A 22,721-nucleotide genomic window follows, 5' to 3' on the forward strand; every position below is an offset into this window, starting at 1 on the left:
GAGGGAACGGGGCCTGCTGGCAGTTGGTGGTGAAGGGCTCCCCTGCGGGGGTGCACAGATTAGCAAGGCATGGTGGTGCTCAAGCCCACCTGTCATTGCGAGGAGCATAGCGACGTGGCAATCTCATGTTTGGCTGCATTGCTTTGCTTGCAGCAGAGATTATTTTAAAGTGAATTGGAGAGGTACACATTGAACAAACATTCCATTCAGCCCCGTGAGGCCGTTCGGGCCTTGCGGGGTTTTACACCTGATTTATCGGACCGTACGATTCCGGAGCTCAGACAACTGCTGGGCCGCGAGGATGTGATTAAGCTTTCTTTCAATGAGAGTCCTTATGGGCCGTCACCTCAGGTGATAACGGCATTGGGAGAGGCGGCAGCACAAGCTCATTTATATCATGACCCAGAGGGAAAGGAGCTTAGGGTAGCGCTTGCACAGCATTTTGGCGTGACGTCAGATGGCATATTTTTAGCGAATGGTGCCGATGAGATCATTACGCTTGTTGCACAGGCATTTCTTTCCCCAGGTGATGAAGTGATTGTGGCTGATCCTACTTTTGGACAGTATGCTTTTGCTGCCAGGTTGATGGGAGCACAGCCGGTAGTTGTGCCGGTAAGGCTGGATTTAACAACAGACCTGGACGCTATGGCCGGAGCAATTACTGCTTCAACAAAAGTAATTGTTCTTTGCAATCCCAATAATCCGACTGGATTAGTTTTTGGCGGCAATGAACTGGAAAGCTTTCTCAAAAAAGTGCCTGATCAAGTGCTAGTTTTGCTTGATGAGGCGTATGCCGAATATGTAGACTCCTCTGATTTTAAATCCGGTATTGATTTATTGGACAAGTATCCAAACATCATTGCTGTCCGTACATTTTCTAAAATCTATGGCTTGGCAGGACTGCGACTGGGCTATGGCATTACCCGGCCTCAGGTAGCGGAACTGATTGACCGCGTTCGATCGCCTTTTAACGTTAATGCGCTGGCTCAAGCAGCCGCTTTGGCGGCACTGGCAGATACGTCTTATTGTGTGCGTATAGCTGCTTTAAATGGGACCGAACGTCGGCGCTTAACAGCCCATTTGTCCGCATTAGGCTACAAAGTATATCCTGCCCAAACGAATTTTATCTTTGCCGATATAGGGAAAGACAGTGATGCTTTATGCCAGGCTTTAGCCAATGAAGGTATAATTATACGTAGTGGTTCTAACTGGTCAATGCCGACTTTTGTACGGATAACATTAGGAAATTCCTTGCAAAATGATAAGTTGATTGCAGCTCTACAAAAGTATCATAAATAAAAAGTATAAAATTTACTTAGTTTAGCAGGGGAATATGCAATTAATACGAATAATAATACTTAAACGAGATAGATGGAGGGTTATTCATGCTAAGAAAAGCAGCAGCATTTTTACTAATTTTCATGCTGGCCGTTACGGTTGGCTGCGGTTCGGGCCAACAGGCAGCTCCGGCTGATCAGAGTAAGGCTAAGAAATCAATTGTAGTGGCTCTGCCTACTTTTACCGGCTATGGCCCGTTGCTGATAGCCAAGGAAAAGGGGATTTTTGAGAAGAATGGCATTGATGTTCAATTACAGATTATTGATGGCTTAGGTGAAAGAAAGCAAGCCATACTCGCTAACAAAATTCAGGCTATGGCTACAGCATTGGATGTAGCAGTATCACTTGAAGGCGATGGAGTAGCGACAAAGATTGTTTGGGCTTTTGACAGCTCAAACGGCGCCGACGGTATTATCGTTAAGAATGCCAAGGGGATTAATACGGTAGCTGATTTAAAAGGCAAGGAAATTGCTTTGCCTGAGGCTGCTACCAGCCACTTCTTTGCTCTTACTGTGCTGGATAAAGCTGGTTTGAGCGATAAGGATGTAAAAATTGTCAATATGACAGCCGGTGAAGCAGGTGCTGCCTTTGTTGCCGGCAAGGTTGACGCTGCAGTAACCTGGGAGCCGTGGTTGTCCAAGGGTGCTAAAGCAGAGGGCAAAGTGCTGGTAAGCACAAAAGATACCCCCGGTTTAATTGCCGACATTGTCGCTTTTCGCGCTGACTTTGTAAAGTCTAATCCTACTGAAGTACAGGCTTTTGTTAACTCTTTAAAAGAGGCAACCGACTTTATGGCTGCTAATAAGGAAGAGGCATACAAGATTATTGCCGCTGGCTTTAAAATGAAACCGGAAGAAATAAAAGATGACATGGGAACGCTAACGTTCTATGACCTTAATGGCAACAAAACTTTCTTCGGTGCTGCAGACAAGCCCGGACAGATTTATGACGTAGCAAAAAAAGCCGGTCAATTCTATTTTGAGAAAAAGAAAATATCCAAGCAGCCTAATACTGTGGATATGATTGACTCCAGCTTCCTGTCCAAAGTAAAATAACAGTAACTGGCCGATGGCCCGCGCTTGCGGGCCGTTTTATTTAGAAAGTGTAAGTAGGTGGTGTTCTTGTTGAAATATTTAATACCCAAAGCAGATATTCCGGACAAGCTGTATATCACATTGACTGCGTTGTCCTTTGCCCTGCTGCTTGCAGTATGGTCAGGGCTTACCTATAGTGGCTTTGTACCGGTGCTTTTTTTGCCGGCACCTGATCAAATTGTTACAAGCGCGATTACATTGTTTACCGAATTTAATTTAATTGATGATATTCTGGCCAGTGTAGGCCGGGTGACGGCCGGATTCGTACTGGCAGCTGTCATCGGAGTTCCGCTTGGAGTTTTGATGGGAAGTCTGAAGGTATGTGAAGCTTTTGCGGAACCACTGCTGGGCTTTTTGCGGTATATGCCTGCTTCTGCCTTTATTCCGCTGTTTATCCTTTGGCTGGGAATTGGTGAGAGCGAAAAAGTGGCGGTTATCTTTTTTGGTACTTTCTTTCAGTTGACACTGATGATCATGGATGTTACCAAAAATGTCTCTCAGGCATTGATTGATACTGCTTATACGCTGGGCGTATCGCGCAGTGCTGTTTTTTGGCGGGTCATATTGCCTTCCAGTCTTCCTGGTATTGTTGACACGCTCCGCATTACGTTCGGCTGGGCCTGGACTTATCTGGTCGTTGCTGAAATTGTTGCAGCCAGCTCAGGACTCGGACATATGATTATGCAATCCCAGCGCTTCTTAAAGACCTCTCATATCATTGTCGGTATTATTATTATCGGCGTGATTGGTATCTTAATTGACGTTTTCTTTAAAGGTTTGTATAAGAAGCTCTTTCCCTGGATGGGGAAGGGAGGCGGTGCATGATGGCAGATAAATTGATCATTGATAATGTTTCTAAGATTTTTAGTGATAAAGGGCAGCAGGTAACTGCTTTGCAAAATACCAGCTTTACGGTGTCGCAAAATGAATTTATTACAATTCTGGGACCATCGGGTTGTGGAAAATCAACGATACTAAAGATTATTGCCGGTCTGGAAGAGCCATCAAGCGGTAAAGTATTGCTTGACGGCCGTGAAATAAAAGGACCAGGCAGCGACCGAGGCATGGTATTTCAATCCTATACCCTGTTTCCCTGGCTGACCGTTCAGGAAAATATTGAATTCGGGTTGGATGTAGCTGGTAAATCGAAAGCAGAGCGGCAGGATACTGCCCGCCATTACCTAGAGAAAATCGGACTAACAGGCTTTGAAAAAGCCTACCCTAGTAATCTATCAGGAGGGATGAAGCAGCGGGTGGCAATTGCCCGTGCTTTGGCCAATGATCCGCAGGTGCTGCTGATGGACGAGCCTTTTGGAGCACTCGATGCCCAGACGCGCACAGTTATGCAGGAATTGCTGCTTACCGTGTGGGAAGAGTCGCATAAAACCATTCTATTTGTTACCCATGATGTAGACGAAGCCATCTTTATGGGCGATACCATTTACGTAATGACAGCCCGTCCCGGTAAGATAAAAGCCCGTCTGGAAGTACCACTGCTGCGTTCACGGACATATGATATGAAGCTGACTGACAGTTTTGTCGACCTCAAAAAACAGGCGCTTGAACTAATCCGCGAAGAAAGCTGGAAAACTGCTAACAGCAATATGTAAGGAGGAAGCAGAATATGGGCAAACTATATACGGTAATGGAAACACCCTGGGGGTATTCTGTAGCAGTTTGGTCAGATGCAGGTCTCTGGGAAGTAGGATTTCCAAAAAATGATGTGGAAAAGGCGTTGGCTGATATTCAAACTACGGATATCACGGAGGCTGCTGAGCATCCCTTAGGGTTGCCGCTTACCCAGCAGTTGAAAAGCTATTTTAAAGGCTTTCCCATTATTTTTGATATTCCGATTGACTGGAGCGGCTATACGCCCTTTCAGGCAGCCGTACTTCGCTATACCAATGAAATTGGTTATGGAAAAGTGGAAACGTATGGCCAGGTTGCCCAAAATATTAATCATCCCAAGGCTTCCCGGGCTGTGGGCGGCGCCCTGCATATCAACAGAACTCCGATTGTTGTGCCTTGTCACCGCGTGATTGGTGCTAATGGCAGTTTAACCGGCTTTGGCGGCGGGGTAGATATGAAAGCGGCATTGCTGCTGCTGGAAAATAATCAATAAAATGGGTGCCTATTTCTAAAATTACCCTTATAATAGGAATATCATGTGGTGTAAGGGGGAACCGGCCGTGTGCGGTTTTTTACTGAGAATTATCATTAATGCGGTAATCCTGTTTGTAGCTGTGGTTCAATTACCGGGTATTTTTGTGGATACTTTGGGCAGTACGCTGCTGGGAGCAGCAATTATCGGTATTGCCAATGCTGCTATTCGTCCTTTGATGGAGCTAAGCTCATTGCCGCTTAATGTAACAACTCTCAGTGGGCTAACCTTTTTTACCAATCTCCTAGCGCCATTTATGGTGGTGAAAACACTGCCGGGTTTTCAGATTTCCAGTGTTTTTGCGCCCTTTGCAGCTATCGTATTATTGACGGTTTGCAGTTGTACGCTGACTAAAATAATTCGGGACCGGTAAGATAAAAAAGAAGAGGACTTGGTGAAAGCCAAGTCCTCTTCGTATAATGACCGGCAGTATGTATTTTTGTTTGCTTCGTTCTATCCTCGTTCTTATCGGCCCTTCTGGAAATTGCCGGTCCGAAGGATGGAAAATCACTAGCTTACGTTAAGAAATTCGTACTGTTTGAGCGAAGCGAGTTTCACGAATTTTAGTAAGCTAGTGATTTTCCAAGGCAATTGGAAGACAGGCCTAGACTTTTTGGTACTTTTGTGGCGATGACAAAAGTAGGAAACCGGTCATTTCCTTTTATTTTTCAGGATTCGAGCCAGAATAAACATTATTTCTCTAGAGGAGGACCATCCTATGGACATCAAATTAGTAGCTCTTGACCTTGACGACACTCTCTTAAATAAAAGCCTTATTGTCTCACCACGCACTCGCGAAGCTATTGCTCAGGCAATCGCGAAGGGAGTAACAGTGACGGTAGCCACTGGCCGCATGTACAGTTCTGCATTAATTTACGCCAAGCAGTTAGGACTGGATGTGCCGCTGATTACCTACAACGGTGGCTTAATCCGCCGAGTTCAGTCCGGGGAAACCTTGTACCACATGCCGGTTGATGAGCAGGTTGCCCAAGAAGTATTAGCACTATTTCGTGAGAATAGCTGGTATATCCAGTCTTATGTGGATGATATTTTATATGTGGCTGAGCATAATGAAACTTCCCGCTACTATGAAAGAATGACTGGCATTAAAGCGGTAGCACTGGGGGATGCCTTTTATACGATGGCAGGGGCACCGACCAAAATGCTTGCGCTTACCGGTGAGGATAAGATGGGCGAAATAGAGAGTAAAATACGCTCAGCCTTTGGTGACCGACTTTGCATTGCCAGATCGAAAGCAACCTATCTGGAAATGACGCATCCGGATGTCAATAAAGGACATGCTCTGGCTTTCTTAGCAGAAAAACTCCACATTACGCGTGAACAGGTCATGGCGGTAGGAGACTCACAAAATGACCTGGATATGATTCAATATGCCGGATGGGGTGTTGCAATGGACAACGCAGCTGCTAATGTAAAAGCGGCTGCTCAGGCTGTGACTGGACATCATGATGCTGACGGTGTGGCAGAGGCCATCGAAAAATTTGTACTTAAAAAATAAGTGGTAAAACAAGGAATAATAATAAACGCGCCTAATATCATAGTGATGTAAAGCTTGGTTTGCTGAAAAGGTTGTAAATATACGGATCTTAGCAGTAATGATGAGGGAGTGAATACATGCGTATTATTATTGCACCCGATTCCTATAAAGGAAGTGTGTCTGCTCTGGGTGTGGCAGAGGCAATGGAACGAGGGGTTCTCCACGTCTTTCCAGATGCAGAAATTGTAAAGATTCCTATTGCCGACGGTGGAGAAGGTACTGTTGACGCCTTGGTAACAGCTACAGGTGGTCAGAAGATCTATCAACAAGTACAGGGGCCGCTTGGTGAGCCTGTTGAAGCCTATTGGGGTGTGCTGGGTGACGGTGAAACAGCGATTATTGAGATGGCTGCAGCTTCCGGGTTGCCGCTCATTCCAAAAGAACGGCGCGATCCTCGCAGTGCCAGTACATATGGTACTGGAGAATTGATGAAGGCTGTTTTAGACAAAGGCTTGCGCAAAATGATTATTGGAATTGGCGGCAGTGCTACTAATGACGGTGGTGCTGGCATGGCCCAGGCCCTTGGGGCCCGTTTGCTGGATAGTGAGGGCTGCGAATTGCAGCTCGGGGGGGCGGCTCTGGCTCGTTTGGCAGCAATTGATTTAGCTGGTCTAGATGAACGCCTGACAGAGACTTCGATCATGGTGGCTTGTGATGTTGATAATCCGTTGTGTGGTCTGAGAGGTGCCACGGCAGTATATGGTCCACAAAAAGGGGCTACTCCGGAAATCGTATCGCAGCTGGATGAAGCGCTGGCTAATTTTGCCTCTATCGCTAAGCAGGCTACTAGTAAGGATATTGCAGAATGTGCCGGAGCTGGTGCTGCCGGAGGGCTCGGAGCAGGTTTATTATTTTTCACCAATGCAAAGCTGCGACCGGGAGTGGAAATTGTTTTGGAGACAACCGGCTTTAGTGAACTTGCCGCTAAAGCCAGCCTTGTTATTACCGGTGAGGGGCGGACAGATTTTCAGACTGCTTTTGGCAAGGCTCCCGTTGGCGTGGCAAAGGTGGCTAAACAGCACGGTGTACCTGTTGTGTGCTTGTCGGGTGGCTTGGGAGATGGTGCCGATGCTGTGTTAAAGCAGGGAATTGATGGCATTATGTCTGTTGTACCCCAGCCAATGGGGCTTGAAGAGTGTGTAGCTCAGGGGTCTGAGCTGATTGAAGCAGCAGCAGCCCGACTGTGCCGCTTGCTGCAGGTAGGTAAGATGATTTAGTATTTACAACCTAAGAATTTTGGTATATAGTGAGACTGTTAACTGATTTTTACAAATTAGTTAACGGTCTTTTTGTACATAAATAAAAACCGTAGGAGTTAAGTATATTTTAATGGTTAACCGATTGTGAATCAAAGGTTAACAATGTGGAGGGAAGTGTGTGAAGTGTGGGAAGACAAAACAAACAATGTACGCACCCTGACGGAAACGGCGCTGTTAGTAGCGCTTATATCAGTTACGGGAGCGGTGAAGCTGCCTGGACTGGTACCGGGAACGGAATTTCAATTATCAGCGCCGCTGGCAGTTGCCATTTGTGCCGTTTTTGGCTTTAAACGCTATATTATTGCTGGCATTTTAGCGAGTGCCATCAGTCTGGCTCTTGGCACTAGTAACTTACTGAACGTATTCATTGCTATGGTTTTCCGGCTCACCGTTGGTGGTTTGCTGACTGCCTTTGGCACTTCATGGCCGGTAGTTTCACTTGCCGGTCCGGTGGGATCGGCAGTCGCCCGTCTGGCACTGGGCGGTTTATTGGGGAAAGCGGCAATCCCGCTGGTACTTGCCGCCATCCCCGGTATGGTTTATACGGCCTTTGCTGCCTGGCCGCTTACCATGCTGCTGGGCAGGGTAAAGCGGCAGACAGAAAAGGTCGTGAATCATGCTATACAGCGTTAGAATGCGATCAGCTAAAGGGGGAGCTCATGAGGCGGGGGGGCGCCATATTTCCGGGGCTGAGCGCCTGGCAGAGCATGACGAGATTCAGCAAATTGCCGGGGAAATGGTTGCCCGTGCGTTGGGGCATTCCAGAGGATGTGCTGATTTTATCACCATTACCATTGAAGCAGTGAACCCAAAACAAATTCGTCATGTACCACTGCTTCCCGTAACAACAGTTGATGTACCAGATGCTGAGGCCGGGAGAAGGGCTGCCATGACTGTTCTGATGCGCAGAGGTGTCAGCGAGCGGGCTGTGTGTTCGGCAATGGAGGCATTACTGTCGCTGCCGGACAGTATGCGCGGCGCAATGCTGTTTTGCAAGGATACAGGCAAACGTTTGGATGAAGCCGGGCAGGCGGGTATCAGAGTATCGCGGATGGATATTGCTGATGATCAGGACTATCACCAGCGTTTGTCAGGCCTCGGGCTGACAAATATACATGTCCGGGAAGCCTTGGTTCTCGCATCCAAAGTTGCAGCCGCTCCCCAAGTAGCTGCGGAGCTGTGCTGGTCCGATGATCCGGAATATACGGCAGGCTATGTGGCTTCGCCTGCAGGGTATTGCCGGTTCACTCAACTTAAGAATTATGGCAGCCCGGTTGGCGGCAGGATATTTTTTCTGCGCCCCGGCACCGACCTGGCAGCATTGATTGACTATTTGGGCCGCCAGCCGGTACTTGTTACAATTTAGTCTTTTATAAGGCAGGGGACAATAATGGAGTTTTACCAACATGCATTGGAGCAGGCGGAACGAGAACACTTATATCGCCGGTTAGTTGACTATATACCCCGCGATGCTGTTCATGCCGATAGTGAGGGCAGACAGTACTTAATGATGGCTGCTAATAATTATCTAGGGCTAACCCATCACCCGGCAGTCCAACAGGCTGCCGCTTCTGCCAGTTTGACTTTTGGTACAGGCTCAGGCGGCTCGCGGCTGACAACAGGCAATCATTTGCTTTACCGACAGTTAGAGAACAAGCTGGCTGCTTTTAAGGGAACAGAGGCGGCCTTGATATTCAATACTGGCTATATGGCTAATGTGGGCATTATTAGTTCTCTAGCCGGTAAAGACGATGTTATCTTTAGCGATGAGCTCAACCATGCCAGTATCATCGATGGCTGCCGGCTTTCCCGGGGAAGGACGGTGATCTACGGCCACAGCAACATGAACCAATTGGCTGATTTGCTGACAAACACAGCCTGCAGCGGACGGCGGCTTATTGTTACGGATGGAGTCTTCAGTATGGATGGAGATATAGCCCGCTTGGATGATATTGTCCAATTGGCCCGCAAGGCTGATGCACTTATTATGGTTGATGATGCTCATGCCACCGGAGTGATTGGACCTGGCGGACGGGGAACGGCTGCCAGCTTTGGGCTTGAAGGTCAGGTCCATATTACCATGGGTACTCTTAGTAAGTCGCTTGGCGCTGAAGGAGGCTATGCTGCCGGTTCACAGGTATTAATGGACTATCTGATCAATAAAGCGCGCAGTTTTATTTTTTCTACAGCTCTAGCTCCGGCTACGACAGCGGCTGCTCTCGCAGCGCTGCAGGTATTGTCTGGGCAGCCGGATATGGTCGACAGACTGAAAGCCAACGCCGCGTATCTGCGCACGAAATTAAACCAGGCCGGATTTGATACTTGCGGCAGTACGACTGCAATACTACCTGTAATAGTAGGCGATGCATATTTAGCGGTGGAATTTGCCCAGCTGCTGAAAAAAGAAGGAATTGTCGTTTCCGCTATCCGACCACCGACCGTACCGGCAGGAGCCAGCCGTCTGCGCATTACGGTATCAGCTGCGCACAGTCTGGCAGAGCTAACGAAAGCAAGTCAGGCAATTTGCACGATAGGACGCCAGCTAGGCGTAATTTAGGGAGGAAGTAAAGTGACAGGCTTATTTATTACGGCAACTGATACGGAAGTAGGAAAAACGGTAATAACAGGGGCAATAGCCGCAGCACTTAAAGCCCGTGGGCTGAACGTGGCTGTCATGAAGCCGGTAGCTTCAGGCGGTGTATACAATAGTGCGGGTAACCTTATTTCAGAGGATGCTGATTTTCTCATGCAGGCTGCACTCATACCCGAAGAGGCGCGCAGTCTTGTTAACCCTGTCTGCCTTGAACCGGCGTTGACACCGGCGGTGGCAGCGCAGGTGAGCGGCGTAGTGATTGCTGTCGATGAATTGCTTGTCGCATATCGCACACTGGCAGCGACTCATGATATTGTCCTGGTAGAGGGGGTAGGCGGTATTACTGCACCAATCTGGGAGAATGTTCTGGTAGCTGATTTGATGAAGGCTTTAGGACTACCGGCACTTATTGTTGCAAGGCCTAATTTGGGGACAATTAACCATACTGTTTTAACAGCCGCATATGCTCAAGCTCTTCAACTGGAGGTGGCAGGGATTGTTATCAATAAATGGGAACAGCAAGACACCGTGCTTCAGTCAAGTAATCTTGCCTATATTGAACAACTGACTCAATTGCCCATTATTGGTAGATTTCCCTATGACCCCGCCATAGCAGAACATGCGGGCTTACACGAAAGATTGGCGTATTTAGCTGAAAAGCATCTAGATATGCAGACAATTGCAGCGATAGTGGGGGAGAAGCAAAATGAATATTGAGTGTAAAGATAAAACGTATGTCTGGCATCCCTTTACCCAAATGCAGGAATGGGTAGAAAATCCACAGCTTGTCATTGCTGGTGGTGATGGCATACGGCTGATAGATACGGAGGGGAAATCGTATTATGATGGCGTTTCCTCTTTATGGTTGAATGTACATGGTCATCGTAAAGCTGAAATTGATCAGGCCATTATCAGTCAGCTAGGGAAAATTGCCCACACAACTATGCTGGGGCTGGCAAGTGCACCCGCGGCCGAACTGGCCGAAAAGCTGATCGGAATTGTTCCATCGGGGCTCAGGAAGGTATTCTATTCCGACAGTGGCTCTACTGCTGTGGAAATAGCTGTCAAAATGGCTTACCAGTATTGGCAGTTGAAAGGCAGTACAAAGAAACAAAAATTTGTTACCCTTACTAATGCTTATCACGGTGATACGGTAGGTTCGGTAAGTGTAGGAGGCATTGATTTATTTCACAGGATCTTTGGACCATTGCTGTTTGAAACTATTCATGTGCCGTCGCCTTGCTGTTATCACTGTGAATTTCCTGGACAGGCCGGAGAATGTGAATCTGGTGCCTGTATTACGGCGGTAGAAAAGTTTCTTGAGGAGCAGCATGAAGAAATTGCTGCTATGGTTGTTGAGCCCCTGGTACAGGGAGCTGCCGGTATGCTGACACAACCAACTGGTTATTTGCGGCGTATCCGGGAGTTAACCAAACAGTATAATGTTCTTTTAATTGTTGATGAAGTGGCAACTGGTTTTGGCAGGACAGGCAAGATGTTTGCCTGTGAACATGAGAACGTGTCTCCCGACATCATGACGATGGCCAAAGGAATTACTGCCGGATATTTACCGTTGGCTGCAACTATTACTACTGATGAGATTTATCAGGCATTTTTAGGCGACCGGGCTTCGCAAAGGACATTTTTTCACGGTCATTCTTATACAGGTAATGCTCTTGCCTGCGCTGCGGCACTGGCTAATCTTGAGGTTTTTCAACAAGATCAGGTTATAGAAGGTCTGGCAGTTAAAATTGCTGCTGCAAAAAGCAAACTGGCAGGTTTTGGGGAGTTACCAGCAGTAGCTGACATTCGCCAGTGCGGATTGATGATCGGTGTAGAGCTGATGGCAGATAAAAAAAGCAAGACGCCTTTTCCGGCTGACCGGCAGATTGGACATCGGGTATGTATGCTGGCTCGCGAATACGGGCTGATCATTCGCCCCCTCGGCGACGTGATTGTCTTCATGCCACCATTGGCGAGTACTGCAAATGAAATAGAAGTGATGCTGGATATTATTTACCGCTGTGTTCAGGAAATTACCGGTTAAATCATTTTTTCCCCCTTTGTGCATATCATGTAATGGGAATAAAAAGGGGGAAATGGCTGTGATGCGTGTTATACAGCAGGAATGGAAATACTTCCTCAGCCTGCTACTCATTCTACTGGTTTTTTCTGTTGCCTACTATGAGTACAAACAATATGCTGCTAATAAACAAACTACAACCGAGAAGCAACCAACCGTTATCGTTAATACTAGCGGAGAAAAGGGAAAGGCCAGCGATCCTCAGGTAGTCTACATTCAGGGACAGAGCAGTGTGACCAAAGAAGTTGTTTATGTTCCGAAAGAAACAGATGCTAAAACAGGTATTACTGAAAAGACAGATGTCCAGTTTGAAAAAAAACAAGGCAAAATTTATGTTAAAGTAAATGGCAAGGAATTTGAGGTGCCGGCAGATGTAAAGGAAGATACCAAGTTTGAAAATGGCAAACTAGTTGTTACCGAGCAGACAGAAATGCGCATTAACCTGACGACACCTAAGCCTGCTGTAAACTTAGGAGTTGGCTGGGGTAACCAGGGACCGGCCGCTCAAATAAACGGGCCATTATATAAAAATGTGTCCTGGTGGGTGTATGGTGACCCCAAATCGGTTGCCGGAGGGGTACAATTTCCTATAATGAATAAATAATGTAAAGAGCAGCCTGCTTTTTCGAGAAAACAGGCTGCTCTTTACATTGCTGGAAGTGAGTAGGCTATAATGGAAAAAAGACTGATACCGTTGTGCCGCGCGGAGAGGATTGTACATCAATTGTTAAGTTGTGGCGGGCAGCAATGCTGTAGCACACAGCCAAGCCAAGACCAATACCGCCGGGTTTGGTGGTAAAGAAGGGAGTACCCAATCTTTCTACTACTTCGTCGGGCATGCCGCAGCCGGTATCGCTTACCGATAATATTCCTTTATTGCCTTCCACTGAAGTTGAAATGGTAATGCAATGCTTAGCTGATGATGCTTCCAGTGCATTGTTGCACAGGCATACCAGCAGTTTAGCAATTTCCTGCTCATCGAGCAGCATGTCCGGAATATTTCCTAACCGAAGGCAAAGCGTTTGATCAGCTAAGTTTGCTTCCAGCTCTAATGTATGTGCCAATGCGGAAATAATGGTATTTAGATTTTGCCACTTGCGGTTAATTGATTTATTGCGAGCTAGAAATAAGAATTGGCTGATGATGGCATTGCTGTGATCCAGCTCAGTAATCATGAGCTGGAAGGCATCCTGCAGTTTATCAGGTGCTTTGAGTGACATTCTTTGCAGATAGCCTCTTACTGTTGTTAAGGGATTGCGGATTTCATGACCAATGTTGATTGCCATTTCACCGGCAAAATTTAATTTTTCCAGCACAGCAGCTTTTTTACGCAACTGTTTTTGCTGCGTAATATCTTTGCCGACAGCATAGATTAATTCCTTTTTAGCGATAGAGGTTGCTGTCCACGACAGGTTGCGATAGGTACCATCTTTAGTAAGAAACCTGTTTTCGAAATATACGTGGTTAGGTTCTTTTTTGACTTGTTCTAGGTAAGCACGTGTCATATCAATATCTTCAGGATGAATTAAATACTTCAAAGGGATATTTTTTAATTCATCAGGTGGATAACCCATATGGCAGCAAAAAGCAGAATTAATCCGAACCAATTTTTTATTAAAAGTAATAACGATGAGGGCATCGGGAATTAATTCAAAAAAATGAGTGAGCTCTTCTTCTCGTTGGCGGATTTGTTCAATTTCCAACTGTAGTGCAGCATTGACCGCGCATAGTTCCTTAATGGCTGTCTGGTGGAGCGTCTCGCTTGCCTGGGCTTTAGATCGATAATGGAGCACAGGAGTTTCCTGATTTGCCACATTATTAGGCCGCACTCCCAGGATTATTTCGTTTTTCACAGCGGAGCTCCTTTCTATGCCGAAACAGAAGTTGTATTCGCAAATTTTTTTACTTTATTCGCTATAATAATAAAATTACCTTCCATATTTTGATATAAATTCCAAAAAATTCCCATAAATGTTTTAAAATTATTAAAGAACAGTTAATAAAGTTTTTCTACCAATCAATTGCCCTTATTTTTGCAATTTTGGTCAATCTATCCTATAATGATAGTGATATGCATCTGAGGTGAGCAGACATGGAAAACTTTCGATTAGTCATTATTACCGGTATGTCAGGAGCCGGAAAAACGCAGGTTGTACGGGCAATGGAAGATATGGGATATTTCTGTGTGGACAATTTGCCGCCCATGCTGATTCCAAAGTTTGCAGAGCTGTGTGCCCAGTCGGGTGGACGGGTCAGCCGTATTGCGCTGGTTGTAGATATCCGGGGCGGTGAATTTTTTGATACATTGATTCAAGCGCTGGAAGAGTTGGAGAAGCAAGGGTATTTATATGAAATTCTATTTTTGGAAGCGGCTGATGAAACTCTGATTCGCCGCTATAAAGAAACACGCCGCCGTCATCCCATGTCGCCTCATGGCCGTCTTAGCGAAGGTATTAACCGCGAAAGAGACCGTTTGGAACATATTCGTGGTCGTGCTACCCGGATTATTGACACGTCCGATTTATCTACGACCCAGCTGCGTGAGAAAATCGCCACTTTTTTTGCGGGTGAATTAGAACAAGAGCGGATGACTATTACAGTAGTTTCTTTTGGCTTTAAATACGGTATTCCTCTGGATGCGGATATGGTATTTGATGTGAGATTTTTGCCTAATCCGTTTTATGTTGAGTCCCTGCGTAAAAAGAGCGGTCAGGTTCAGGAAGTGGGTGACTACATCTGGAAATGGCCGGTAACGCAGCAATTTATGGAACGCTTGAGCGGTTTAGTTGATTTTTTAGTACCTAACTATGTAAAAGAAGGCAAAAGTCAGCTGATTATTGCTATTGGCTGTACTGGTGGTCTGCATCGGTCTGTATTTGTTGCCAGCCGGATTTATGAAGGACTGCGCAATAAAGGGTATAAGGTCAATGTGGAGCATCGGGATATAAAGCACAACATCCTCGAGGGCGAGGCCGGCTGTTGAAAAGCGGCGTCTGACGTTGTTGCTGCGAGCACCGGCATCCTCAACGTACTTTCCAGTACGCCTCCGGTGCCGGTGCTCGCGGCGCCTAGCCATACTTGCTTTTGAACAGCCGGGGCTTGGCGGCAAGGGGGCGACGTGGGCATTGCATCGCAGGCTCGCAATGGGAAATGGATAGAATGGGTATAATATAAGGGGCATTGCATCGTAATGCTCGTAATACCGAATTATATTGGGATTTTTCGTAATGAAGCGCAAGAAAGTTTTGAAAATAAAAACTCTCTACTAGGAGAGGTGACATAATGCATTTTTTGAAATGGTTATATCCTGGTATGAAGCTGAAGCGGTGGCTGCTGTTGTTTTCTTTAGGTGTTATTGCCGTCAGCATTGGTTTGGCTGTAGTATTTAACTATAAGTACGTTGGTGCCTTGGAAGAAACTATATTCAAGATGGTTTATCTCGCCACTGGCAAGTACTACTATACAGTAACGGTTATCGTGGGTATTAGTGTTGTTACTTTGGGGTTAATGGTAATGATGTTTGCCACCAGGCAGATTATCCGTTCGGTTATCAGCGTTATTATACCTGACGGATCAGAGCGGCTGGTTGAATTGATTTTTCAAAAACGCAAGCTTAACCGGGGCCCTTCGGTAGTCGTGGTTGGCGGCGGCACCGGCTTGTCAGTGCTGCTGCGAGGGATTAAAAGCGTTACAAGCAATGTATCAGCAGTGGTGACGGTTGCAGATGACGGTGGTTCATCGGGACGCATTCGGGAGGATTTAGGTATTATCCCTCCTGGTGATTTACGGAATTGTCTGGTTGCTTTGGCAGATACGGAACCGCTAATGGAAAAACTCTTCCAACATCGGTTCGGTGGAACAGGCACTTTGGCCGGTCATAGCTTTGGTAATCTTTTTATTGCAGCCATGACGGAAGTACTGGGAGACGTGGAACAGGCGCTTCGAGAGTCCAGCAAAGTATTAAAAGTGCGCGGACAGGTACTGCCCGCTTCGACGGAAACGCTTCGCTTAGTAGCCGAAATGACAGATGGCACTGTTGTAGAAGGGGAGTCACGGATACCGTTAGCCGGTAAAGTAATAAAAAGGCTTGCAATCCGGCCTGCCCAGGCGGCTCCGGTAAAGGCTTCTCTGGAAGCGATACAAGAAGCCGATGCCTGCATACTGGGGCCCGGCAGCCTATATACCAGTGTACTTCCTAATTTGCTGGTAGATGGTATAGCAGATGCCTTGCGGCAAAGTCAGGCGGTTAAAATTTATATATGCAATGTAATGACGCAGCCAGGTGAGACCGATCATTATACTGCCTCACAGCATGTGAAGGCGATTTTTGATCATGTTGGACCAGGCGTTATTGATTATGTAGTTGTCAATGTGGAAGGGGTTGCCTGCACGCTGCAGCAAACCTATGCCAGCCAGGGCGCATATCCGGTACAAGCGGATATTGAAGAACTGCAGGCGTTGGGAGTTAAGGTTGTAGAAGCTAACCTAATCAGTGAAACAAACTTGGTTCGTCATGATCCGGTTAAATTGTCCCGTACAATTATGACGATGGTATACCAGCTAAAAGCCAGTTCAGAGCGGATGAAACTGCTTGATTATTATTTAATTGGCGAAAATATAAAAGAACTGAAAGATTGAGAGTGAGAGAAACTTGTCTTTTTCAGTAGAAGTAAAAAATGAACTGGCCCGCGTTATCGGTGATACCGATTGCTGCCAGGTTGCCGAGCTGGCATCGCTTATGCGTATGGGTGGAGCAATGCTGATTGGCGGCGGCAATAACGTAGGGATGAACTTTATAACAGAAAATGCAGCCGTTGCCCGCAAGGTTTTATCGCTTATTAAGCGCAATTTTAACTTAAAGACGGAAGTAATGGTCAGCAGAGGGCGGCGTCTGAAAAAAAGCAATTCCTATATGCTAAGAGTCGTGCCGGCTCCGAATGTTTCCGAGCTCTTGGTTACTTTAGGTATCATGCAAGGCGAAAACTTTAATGCCAGTCAGGATGGCGGCTTACTGAAAAAAGCCTGCTGCCGCCGTGCTTATCTGCGAGGCGCTTTTTTAGGCGGCGGTTCGGTTAATAAACCGGCTGGCGACTACCATTTGGAACTGGTAACAGGGAACAATGATTTTGCCAAAGCATTGGTTCGGATTATGAAGTCCTTTGGCCTGCCCGCCCGGATGACGGACCGCAAAAATGACTATATTGTGTATCTGAAAGAGGGCAATGCCATTACCTCTTTTTTGAATATTATTGGCGCTCATCAGGCGTTGTTGGATTTTGAGAATGTCCGGGTTGTAAAAGATATGCGTAATCAGGTTAACCGGCTGGTTAACTGTGAAACGGCCAACCTGCAAAAAACAGTCAATGCGGCTGTTCGTCAAGTAGAAAAAATCAAACATATTGCCCAGGCAATAGGCCTTGACAAGCTTCCTCGAGGGTTGCGTCAAGCAGCGGAAGTGAGGTTAGCTTACCCGGAAGCAACCTTAAATGAGCTGGTGGAGGCACTTGATGAAGGTGTATCAAAGTCAGGAATGAATCATCGCCTGCGCAAGCTGGAACAATTAGCGGATGATCTTGCAGCGAAAAAAGCGCCCGATCCTAGCTGATAGCATAAAGTCTGTATGGATAGTATCCAGGCAGACTTTTTCTATTTGCAGAAATCCAAAGGGGTACTGTCCCCTTTTCTACTTAATTGCAAAAAACAAATACAAAATTCATTTCATTGGAAGGAAAATGAATATTTATGGCAAATACATATCAACAAATAATAATATGAAGCAGGTGCTTTAGCTATGAATATCCGTATAGGACTACAACTTAAGCTGGTGGCAACGATTATTGCCATTCTTCTGGTTGTTTGTCTCAGTATTAGTGTTGTTGCCGTAACGAATATGGAGGCCCAGATTAATGCTGCGGCAATCCAAAAGGTGCAGTCCGACCAGGCTACAGGCTTGGCTATCATTGACGCGCTCTATCCCGGAGCCTGGCAGGAGAAAGACGGCGTACTTTATAAAGGTACCGTAAAGTTTAATGATCATACGGAAATTGTGGATAAAATAGGAATAATGACTAGCGATACGGTAACGCTGTTTGCTAAGGATAAACGAGTCACTACGAATGTAATGCGTGACGGAAAGAGGGCAACTGGTACGCAGTCATCTTCGCAAGTTGCTGATGTAGTGCTCAAGCAAGGTCAGGTTTATATTGGAGAAGCAGAAGTAGTGGGAGTTAAATACCAAACATCTTATGTACCGCTGCGTGATGGACAGGGAACGGTTGTCGGCATGTTTTACGTAGGTGCTTCTAAGGAATTTGCCGACAAGCTAATGGAACAATTTTTGTTGAAATTTGCTGTTGTGGCATTTGTAGTGCTGCTCGGCGGGTGTGTATTAACTTGGTATGTGGGACGGAGGCTGACGCAGCCTATTATCGCTATGGGCATGTCAGTAGGACAGGTGGCTAAGGGGAATTTGCAAATTGAAGCGCTGCCGTGCACGTCAAATGATGAAATCGGCGATTTATGCCGGTCGCTCAATCAGATGATAAACAGCTTGCGTCAACTGGTAAGTCAGGTATCACAGTCTGCTGATCTGGTTGCGGCCTCTTCTCAGGAACTAAGTGCTAATGCTGATGAATCGAGCCAGGCTGCAGAGCAAGTAGCAACAGCTATTGTTGAGGTGGCAGTAGACAACGAAAAGCAAGTAAAAACAATGGAACAAACAGTGGTTGTCGTAGAAGAAATGACAGAGCGTATTCAACAAGCGGCAGCTAATGCGAAGCTTGTTGATGAAATGACAGATAAGACGACTAAAGCGGCAGATTCCGGTAGCGAAGCCATTCAGGAGGCAGTGCGGCAGATGCAGGGAATTGAGCAGTCAGTGGGTCGTTCTGCTCAGGTAGTAAGTAAACTGAGCGGTCATTCTGCCGAGATTGGAAAAATAGTTGAGACAATTGCAGCTATTGCCGGACAGACGAATCTGTTGGCGCTTAATGCTGCAATTGAAGCGGCTCGGGCCGGTGAACAGGGCAGAGGCTTTGCCGTAGTAGCCGAAGAGGTCCGTAAATTGGCTGAGCAGTCGGAAGCTGCCACCAAACAAATTGCCGCGCTCATTAATCAAGTGAGAGTGGACACGGCTGAAGCGGTTACCGTTATGCAGTCTGGCATAACGGAAGTAAATAGTGGAACGCAAGTAGTCTCTACTGCCGGTCAGGCCTTCGGTGATATTCACCGGTTGATAGGGTTGGTAGCTGGGCAGGTTAAGAACATCTCGACAGTTACCAATGAATTGGCAGCTGGTAGTCAGCAAATAGTTGGATCAATCCGTAACATGGAAGCAATTACCGCTAATATGGCGGTTCAAACCCAGTCTGTTTCTGATGCCAGTCAGGAACAACTGGCTAGTATGGAAGAAGTAGCTGCCGCCAGCCAGGCTTTAGCTAAGTTAGCGCAAGACCTGCAAAATACGGTTTCTCGGTTTCATTATTAAGGCAGGACATGGTTTTTACCCTATTTTGTAATTTTACAGATCACTCCTTAGTTGTTATAATGACATTATGTTTACGACTAGGGAGGTACATATGTTAGGAAAATGGGTAAGGACATGGATGATTGCAATTGTGGCAACAATGGCAGCAGGCAGTACGGTTTTTGCTGCTCACAGCGATATAGATCCTAGCCAGGTGAATGTTCTGCAGCTGCCGGAATGGAAAATGACAACAAGTAATTACGGCGGTAAGCTTTTATTATCCGATAGTCCCGAAATGGTGCCTGCTGATGGTATTATGTATCAAGACACTGTCAGTGGTGAAGGCCGGCTTTTCTTTCATCATGTAAATGCTACGAACGAGCCAAAGAAAATCGTTGTATTATTGGAAAACAGTGGTTCTGAGCCGGCAAATGTTACCGTATATCAACATGGTTTGGGAGGTCCTAGCTTAGACTATCTGCAAGTAGGAAAAGCTGTTCAGACTCAGTATTTTGCGATGCGTGACACGTACCTGGTTGAAGTTCCGGCTAAGGGAGCAACTCAGCTGATCTATCAATTGAATGATGCAGTTGTTGAGCCAAATATGCTGGTCAACGGCATGTACGATTTTTATGCCGATCAGCCGGTAACCATTAAAGTCATGATGCTGCCGGTCAAAGAAAATGTAAGAAAATTTGCAGCTACCGCAAAAATCCTGCCCGCCGATAAGTGGCGCCTGCGCGGCACCTTTGAAGGAAAAGACCGTATGCTCATTCCCCATGCAATTTATGATCCGAAAGAGCATGGTGCGGTGGCCATTACGCTGGCAGATAATAAAACGGATGTTTATATGAAAGGCATCGACGCCACTGATGGATCTGAGGTGCTGAACTACGGCAATTATGGTGTTGTATACCGCATGTTTATGCCTTCACAGTCAAATGGAAAGATCAGTTATTATCTTAATCCCAGAGGGGGAGAATATGCCGGAGCACTCGGTATCAAATACCAGTATGTTCCCGGACAAATGGATACCCCTGCCGATCGTCTGTTCTTTGGTGCCTCAACTGAGCAAGATATGCAGCTCCTTGGCAACTTCGAGGGGGGGCAGTCTCTATGGTTTACCTTTTCGCCCCCAGGTGCTTCTAATCTGCCGGTAAAGGTTATTCTGGCTCCTAAGCATTAATGAATTGGCTGGGCAGCGGTAAAAAGTATTGTTGCTTTTTCCATTATGTGTTATCATATATGAAGCAATGGCACATTATTTGCAGCGAGGAGGGATTCATGATGGCAAAGCACGTTATTACCATTAGTACAGCTTCTCTGCAGCAAACGGTACATACCGGTGGCTGCGGTGAATGCCAAACTTCCTGCCAATCAGCTTGCAAAACTTCTTGCACGGTTGGCAATCAGGTTTGTCAGAAGTAAGCCGTAAGGACAGCAGCCCCATGCTAACGGCATGGGGCTTAATTTGTATTGCGGCTGGCGATAAAGGCCCATCTGTGTTGTTGCCGATGTTTACGGAATCCTCAACGTACTTCCAGTACGCCTCCGGTTCCGGAAACATCGGCGCCTAGCATCTGGGCCTTTCTCACCAGCCGCAGCTTAGTGGCGTAAGGACAAGTGGGGACGACGAGGGGTTGCATTGCTTCGCTCGCAAGTATGAGGCTTAAAGGTTACGAAAGAACCATATCTTTGGAATGGCTTGTTTTTCTTAGTTGCTAATCTTTATTGAAGACTGATTTGCTGTTTTTGCAAGAGAAACGGTGCAATAGAAAAGGTGGAAAATATGAACGACAAAATACATAAATTTTATTCAAACGGTTTGTATACTTTATTGGATGTGAACAGCGGAACTATTCATATTATTGATAAACTGACGTATGATATATTAGACGTCTTTACCGGTGATAATGAAGCGGAAGTTCTTGCTGCACTTTCCTGTAACTATAGTGAAGCTGAGCTTTTAGAGTCGCTGGAGGAATTGAAGCAGTTGATGGACCAGGAGCTTTTGTTTGCTCCTGAGTTGGACGTACCTTTATCTTTCAGCGAGAAGCCTATTGTGAAGTCCATTTGTCTCCATGTGGCGCATGACTGTAATCTGCGCTGCGGCTATTGTTTCGCCGGTACAGGTGACTTTGGGCACAGCCGTGGTTTGATGACTGCCGAGGTAGCGCAGCGGGCCGTAGATTTTATCATTGAACAAAGCGGAACACGCCGCCACTGTGAGATTGATTTTTTTGGTGGTGAGCCGCTGCTTAACATGGATGTTGTCCGTTCTACGGTAGCGTATGTACGGCAGCAGGAACAGAAAACGGGCAAGGTATTTAAGCTGACGCTAACGACAAATGCCGTTTTGCTTACTGATGATATTATTGAATTTTTGAATGACAACAATATTAGTCTGGTACTTAGTCTGGACGGCAGACGGGAAGTGCATGATCATATGCGTCCTAATGCCGGTGGCAAAGGAAGTTATGATCAGGCTTTTGCCAATATCCGCAAAACAGTGGATTCCCGCAATGGACAAAACTACTACCTAAGAGGCACTTTCACTGCTCATAATCTTGATTTTTGTGCCGACGTACTCTCTATGGCTGATGCGGGATTTGACCTGCTGTCAGTAGAACCGGTAGTTGGCAAAGACATGGATTATGAAATAAAAGAGCACCATTTACCGGCGTTGTTTGCCGAATATGACAAGCTGGCTGAAGAATACATCCAGCGTAAATTAGCGGGGAATGGGTTTGAATTCTTTCACTTTAATATGGACATTCATAAAGGTCCCTGTGTGGCTAAACGACTAAGTGGCTGCGGTGCCGGACATGAGTATTTGGCAGTAACTCCTGAGGGGGATTTATATCCCTGTCATCAGTTTGTCGGACGGGAAGCGTATTTGCTGGGCAACGTGGAGGAAGGTGTTAAAAACACTGTAATCCCCCGTCAATTCCGGCAAGCCCATGTGCTGAACAAAGAAGCATGCCGTTCCTGCTGGGCTCGTTTTTATTGCAGCGGCGGCTGTCATGCCAATGCTGAAGCCACTCACGGCTGCATTGATAAGCCCTATGAAGTTGGTTGTGAATTACAAAAGAAACGTCTTGAATGTGCTTTGATGATCCAGGCCAGCTTGGCTTTGGCGAAGTCGGGGAATGGACCGCAGGCTGTCTAGT

At 46.4% G+C, this 22,721-nt stretch carries 22 protein-coding genes; 21 read left to right on the forward strand and 1 reads right to left on the reverse strand.

Features of this window, described 5'->3' with window-relative positions:
* The first annotated feature begins 189 nt into the window (after positions 1-189).
* The 14 genes from hisC (at position 190) to RTR76_RS13680 (ending at position 12,690) form a co-directional block, all read left to right on the forward strand.
* Positions 190-1,299, forward strand: a complete 1,110-nt coding sequence (gene hisC / locus RTR76_RS13615; protein ID WP_312521563.1) for a histidinol-phosphate transaminase — start codon at positions 190-192, stop codon at positions 1,297-1,299.
* 86 nt (positions 1,300-1,385) lie between these two features.
* Positions 1,386-2,393 carry an ABC transporter substrate-binding protein gene (locus RTR76_RS13620; RefSeq protein WP_312521565.1) on the forward strand — a complete coding sequence of 336 codons (1,008 nt, stop codon included), beginning with the start codon at positions 1,386-1,388 and terminating at the stop codon, positions 2,391-2,393.
* 60 nt (positions 2,394-2,453) lie between these two features.
* Positions 2,454-3,257, forward strand: a complete 804-nt coding sequence (locus RTR76_RS13625) for an ABC transporter permease (protein ID WP_312521696.1) — start codon at positions 2,454-2,456, stop codon at positions 3,255-3,257.
* The gene (locus tag RTR76_RS13630; protein WP_312521567.1) at positions 3,254-4,042 is read left to right on the forward strand and encodes an ABC transporter ATP-binding protein; all 789 of its coding nucleotides are present in this window, start codon (positions 3,254-3,256) and stop codon (positions 4,040-4,042) included. Before RTR76_RS13625 ends, RTR76_RS13630 begins: the two co-directional genes overlap by 4 nt.
* Before the next feature lie 14 nt (positions 4,043-4,056).
* Complete coding sequence (locus RTR76_RS13635) at positions 4,057-4,554, forward strand: methylated-DNA--[protein]-cysteine S-methyltransferase (RefSeq protein WP_312521569.1); 498 nt, start codon at positions 4,057-4,059, stop codon at positions 4,552-4,554.
* Positions 4,555-4,621: 67 nt separating this feature from the next.
* Positions 4,622-4,966 (forward strand): phage holin family protein, encoded by a 345-nt coding sequence (locus RTR76_RS13640; protein ID WP_312521571.1) that lies wholly within the window; start codon positions 4,622-4,624, stop codon positions 4,964-4,966.
* A gap of 345 nt (positions 4,967-5,311) precedes the next feature.
* A complete protein-coding gene (locus RTR76_RS13645; protein WP_312521573.1) occupies positions 5,312-6,112 on the forward strand; it encodes a Cof-type HAD-IIB family hydrolase in 801 nt (266 codons plus the stop codon).
* Between the two features lie 116 nt (positions 6,113-6,228).
* Positions 6,229-7,368: a glycerate kinase gene (locus tag RTR76_RS13650; protein WP_312521575.1), complete on the forward strand. Its 1,140-nt coding sequence runs from the start codon at positions 6,229-6,231 to the stop codon at positions 7,366-7,368.
* Between the two features lie 165 nt (positions 7,369-7,533).
* Positions 7,534-8,043 carry a hypothetical protein gene (locus tag RTR76_RS13655; protein ID WP_312521577.1) on the forward strand — a complete coding sequence of 170 codons (510 nt, stop codon included), beginning with the start codon at positions 7,534-7,536 and terminating at the stop codon, positions 8,041-8,043.
* Positions 8,027-8,776, forward strand: coding sequence for a 6-carboxyhexanoate--CoA ligase (locus tag RTR76_RS13660; RefSeq protein ID WP_312521579.1), 750 nt, complete (start codon positions 8,027-8,029; stop codon positions 8,774-8,776). The genes RTR76_RS13655 and RTR76_RS13660 overlap by 17 nt, the downstream gene beginning before the upstream one ends.
* Positions 8,777-8,800: 24 nt before the next feature.
* Entirely contained in the window at positions 8,801-9,967 is a 1,167-nt protein-coding gene (bioF, locus tag RTR76_RS13665; protein WP_312521580.1) for an 8-amino-7-oxononanoate synthase, read from the forward strand.
* A gap of 12 nt (positions 9,968-9,979) precedes the next feature.
* Positions 9,980-10,720 carry a dethiobiotin synthase gene (gene bioD, locus RTR76_RS13670; RefSeq protein WP_312521582.1) on the forward strand — a complete coding sequence of 247 codons (741 nt, stop codon included), beginning with the start codon at positions 9,980-9,982 and terminating at the stop codon, positions 10,718-10,720.
* Positions 10,710-12,050, forward strand: coding sequence for an adenosylmethionine--8-amino-7-oxononanoate transaminase (bioA, locus tag RTR76_RS13675; protein WP_312521584.1), 1,341 nt, complete (start codon positions 10,710-10,712; stop codon positions 12,048-12,050). Before bioD ends, bioA begins: the two co-directional genes overlap by 11 nt.
* Before the next feature lie 58 nt (positions 12,051-12,108).
* Positions 12,109-12,690, forward strand: coding sequence for a hypothetical protein (locus RTR76_RS13680; RefSeq protein ID WP_312521586.1), 582 nt, complete (start codon positions 12,109-12,111; stop codon positions 12,688-12,690).
* 64 nt (positions 12,691-12,754) lie between these two features.
* On the opposite strand, the gene RTR76_RS13685 is transcribed toward RTR76_RS13680, so the two are convergent.
* Positions 12,755-13,939, reverse strand: coding sequence for an ATP-binding protein (locus RTR76_RS13685; RefSeq protein WP_312521588.1), 1,185 nt, complete (start codon positions 13,937-13,939; stop codon positions 12,755-12,757).
* A 239-nt stretch (positions 13,940-14,178) separates the two neighbouring features.
* Between RTR76_RS13685 and rapZ the strand changes: the two genes are divergently transcribed.
* The 7 genes from rapZ (at position 14,179) to scfB (ending at position 22,720) form a co-directional block, all read left to right on the forward strand.
* Positions 14,179-15,069 carry an RNase adapter RapZ gene (gene rapZ / locus RTR76_RS13690; protein ID WP_312521590.1) on the forward strand — a complete coding sequence of 297 codons (891 nt, stop codon included), beginning with the start codon at positions 14,179-14,181 and terminating at the stop codon, positions 15,067-15,069.
* A 299-nt stretch (positions 15,070-15,368) separates the two neighbouring features.
* Positions 15,369-16,724 (forward strand): YvcK family protein, encoded by a 1,356-nt coding sequence (locus RTR76_RS13695; protein WP_312521592.1) that lies wholly within the window; start codon positions 15,369-15,371, stop codon positions 16,722-16,724.
* A 13-nt stretch (positions 16,725-16,737) separates the two neighbouring features.
* Positions 16,738-17,691 carry a DNA-binding protein WhiA gene (gene whiA, locus RTR76_RS13700; RefSeq protein WP_312521594.1) on the forward strand — a complete coding sequence of 318 codons (954 nt, stop codon included), beginning with the start codon at positions 16,738-16,740 and terminating at the stop codon, positions 17,689-17,691.
* Positions 17,692-17,877: 186 nt separating this feature from the next.
* Positions 17,878-19,572 (forward strand): methyl-accepting chemotaxis protein, encoded by a 1,695-nt coding sequence (locus RTR76_RS13705; RefSeq protein ID WP_312521596.1) that lies wholly within the window; start codon positions 17,878-17,880, stop codon positions 19,570-19,572.
* Positions 19,573-19,663: 91 nt separating this feature from the next.
* Complete coding sequence (locus tag RTR76_RS13710; RefSeq protein ID WP_312521598.1) at positions 19,664-20,737, forward strand: copper amine oxidase; 1,074 nt, start codon at positions 19,664-19,666, stop codon at positions 20,735-20,737.
* 101 nt (positions 20,738-20,838) lie between these two features.
* Positions 20,839-20,979 (forward strand): six-cysteine ranthipeptide SCIFF, encoded by a 141-nt coding sequence (gene scfA, locus RTR76_RS13715; protein WP_132082054.1) that lies wholly within the window; start codon positions 20,839-20,841, stop codon positions 20,977-20,979.
* Between the two features lie 361 nt (positions 20,980-21,340).
* Positions 21,341-22,720, forward strand: coding sequence for a thioether cross-link-forming SCIFF peptide maturase (scfB, locus tag RTR76_RS13720; RefSeq protein ID WP_312521600.1), 1,380 nt, complete (start codon positions 21,341-21,343; stop codon positions 22,718-22,720).
* Position 22,721: the final 1 nt, after the last annotated feature.

Source organism: Anaerospora sp. (assembly GCF_032013335.1).
In the GTDB taxonomy this organism is placed as follows: domain Bacteria; phylum Bacillota; class Negativicutes; order Sporomusales; family DSM-15969; genus Anaerospora.

Coding starts and splice junctions, on each gene's coding strand:
- RTR76_RS13620 (WP_312521565.1), top strand. CDS start 1,386: ATGCTAAGAAAAGCAGCAGCATTTTTACTAATTTTCATGCTGGCCGTT.
- RTR76_RS13630 (WP_312521567.1), top strand. CDS start 3,254: ATGATGGCAGATAAATTGATCATTGATAATGTTTCTAAGATTTTTAGT.
- RTR76_RS13635 (WP_312521569.1), top strand. CDS start 4,057: ATGGGCAAACTATATACGGTAATGGAAACACCCTGGGGGTATTCTGTA.
- RTR76_RS13645 (WP_312521573.1), top strand. CDS start 5,312: ATGGACATCAAATTAGTAGCTCTTGACCTTGACGACACTCTCTTAAAT.
- RTR76_RS13650 (WP_312521575.1), top strand. CDS start 6,229: ATGCGTATTATTATTGCACCCGATTCCTATAAAGGAAGTGTGTCTGCT.
- RTR76_RS13660 (WP_312521579.1), top strand. CDS start 8,027: ATGCTATACAGCGTTAGAATGCGATCAGCTAAAGGGGGAGCTCATGAG.
- bioF (WP_312521580.1), top strand. CDS start 8,801: ATGGAGTTTTACCAACATGCATTGGAGCAGGCGGAACGAGAACACTTA.
- bioA (WP_312521584.1), top strand. CDS start 10,710: ATGAATATTGAGTGTAAAGATAAAACGTATGTCTGGCATCCCTTTACC.
- rapZ (WP_312521590.1), top strand. CDS start 14,179: ATGGAAAACTTTCGATTAGTCATTATTACCGGTATGTCAGGAGCCGGA.
- RTR76_RS13695 (WP_312521592.1), top strand. CDS start 15,369: ATGCATTTTTTGAAATGGTTATATCCTGGTATGAAGCTGAAGCGGTGG.
- RTR76_RS13705 (WP_312521596.1), top strand. CDS start 17,878: ATGAATATCCGTATAGGACTACAACTTAAGCTGGTGGCAACGATTATT.
- RTR76_RS13710 (WP_312521598.1), top strand. CDS start 19,664: ATGTTAGGAAAATGGGTAAGGACATGGATGATTGCAATTGTGGCAACA.
- scfA (WP_132082054.1), top strand. CDS start 20,839: ATGGCAAAGCACGTTATTACCATTAGTACAGCTTCTCTGCAGCAAACG.
- scfB (WP_312521600.1), top strand. CDS start 21,341: ATGAACGACAAAATACATAAATTTTATTCAAACGGTTTGTATACTTTA.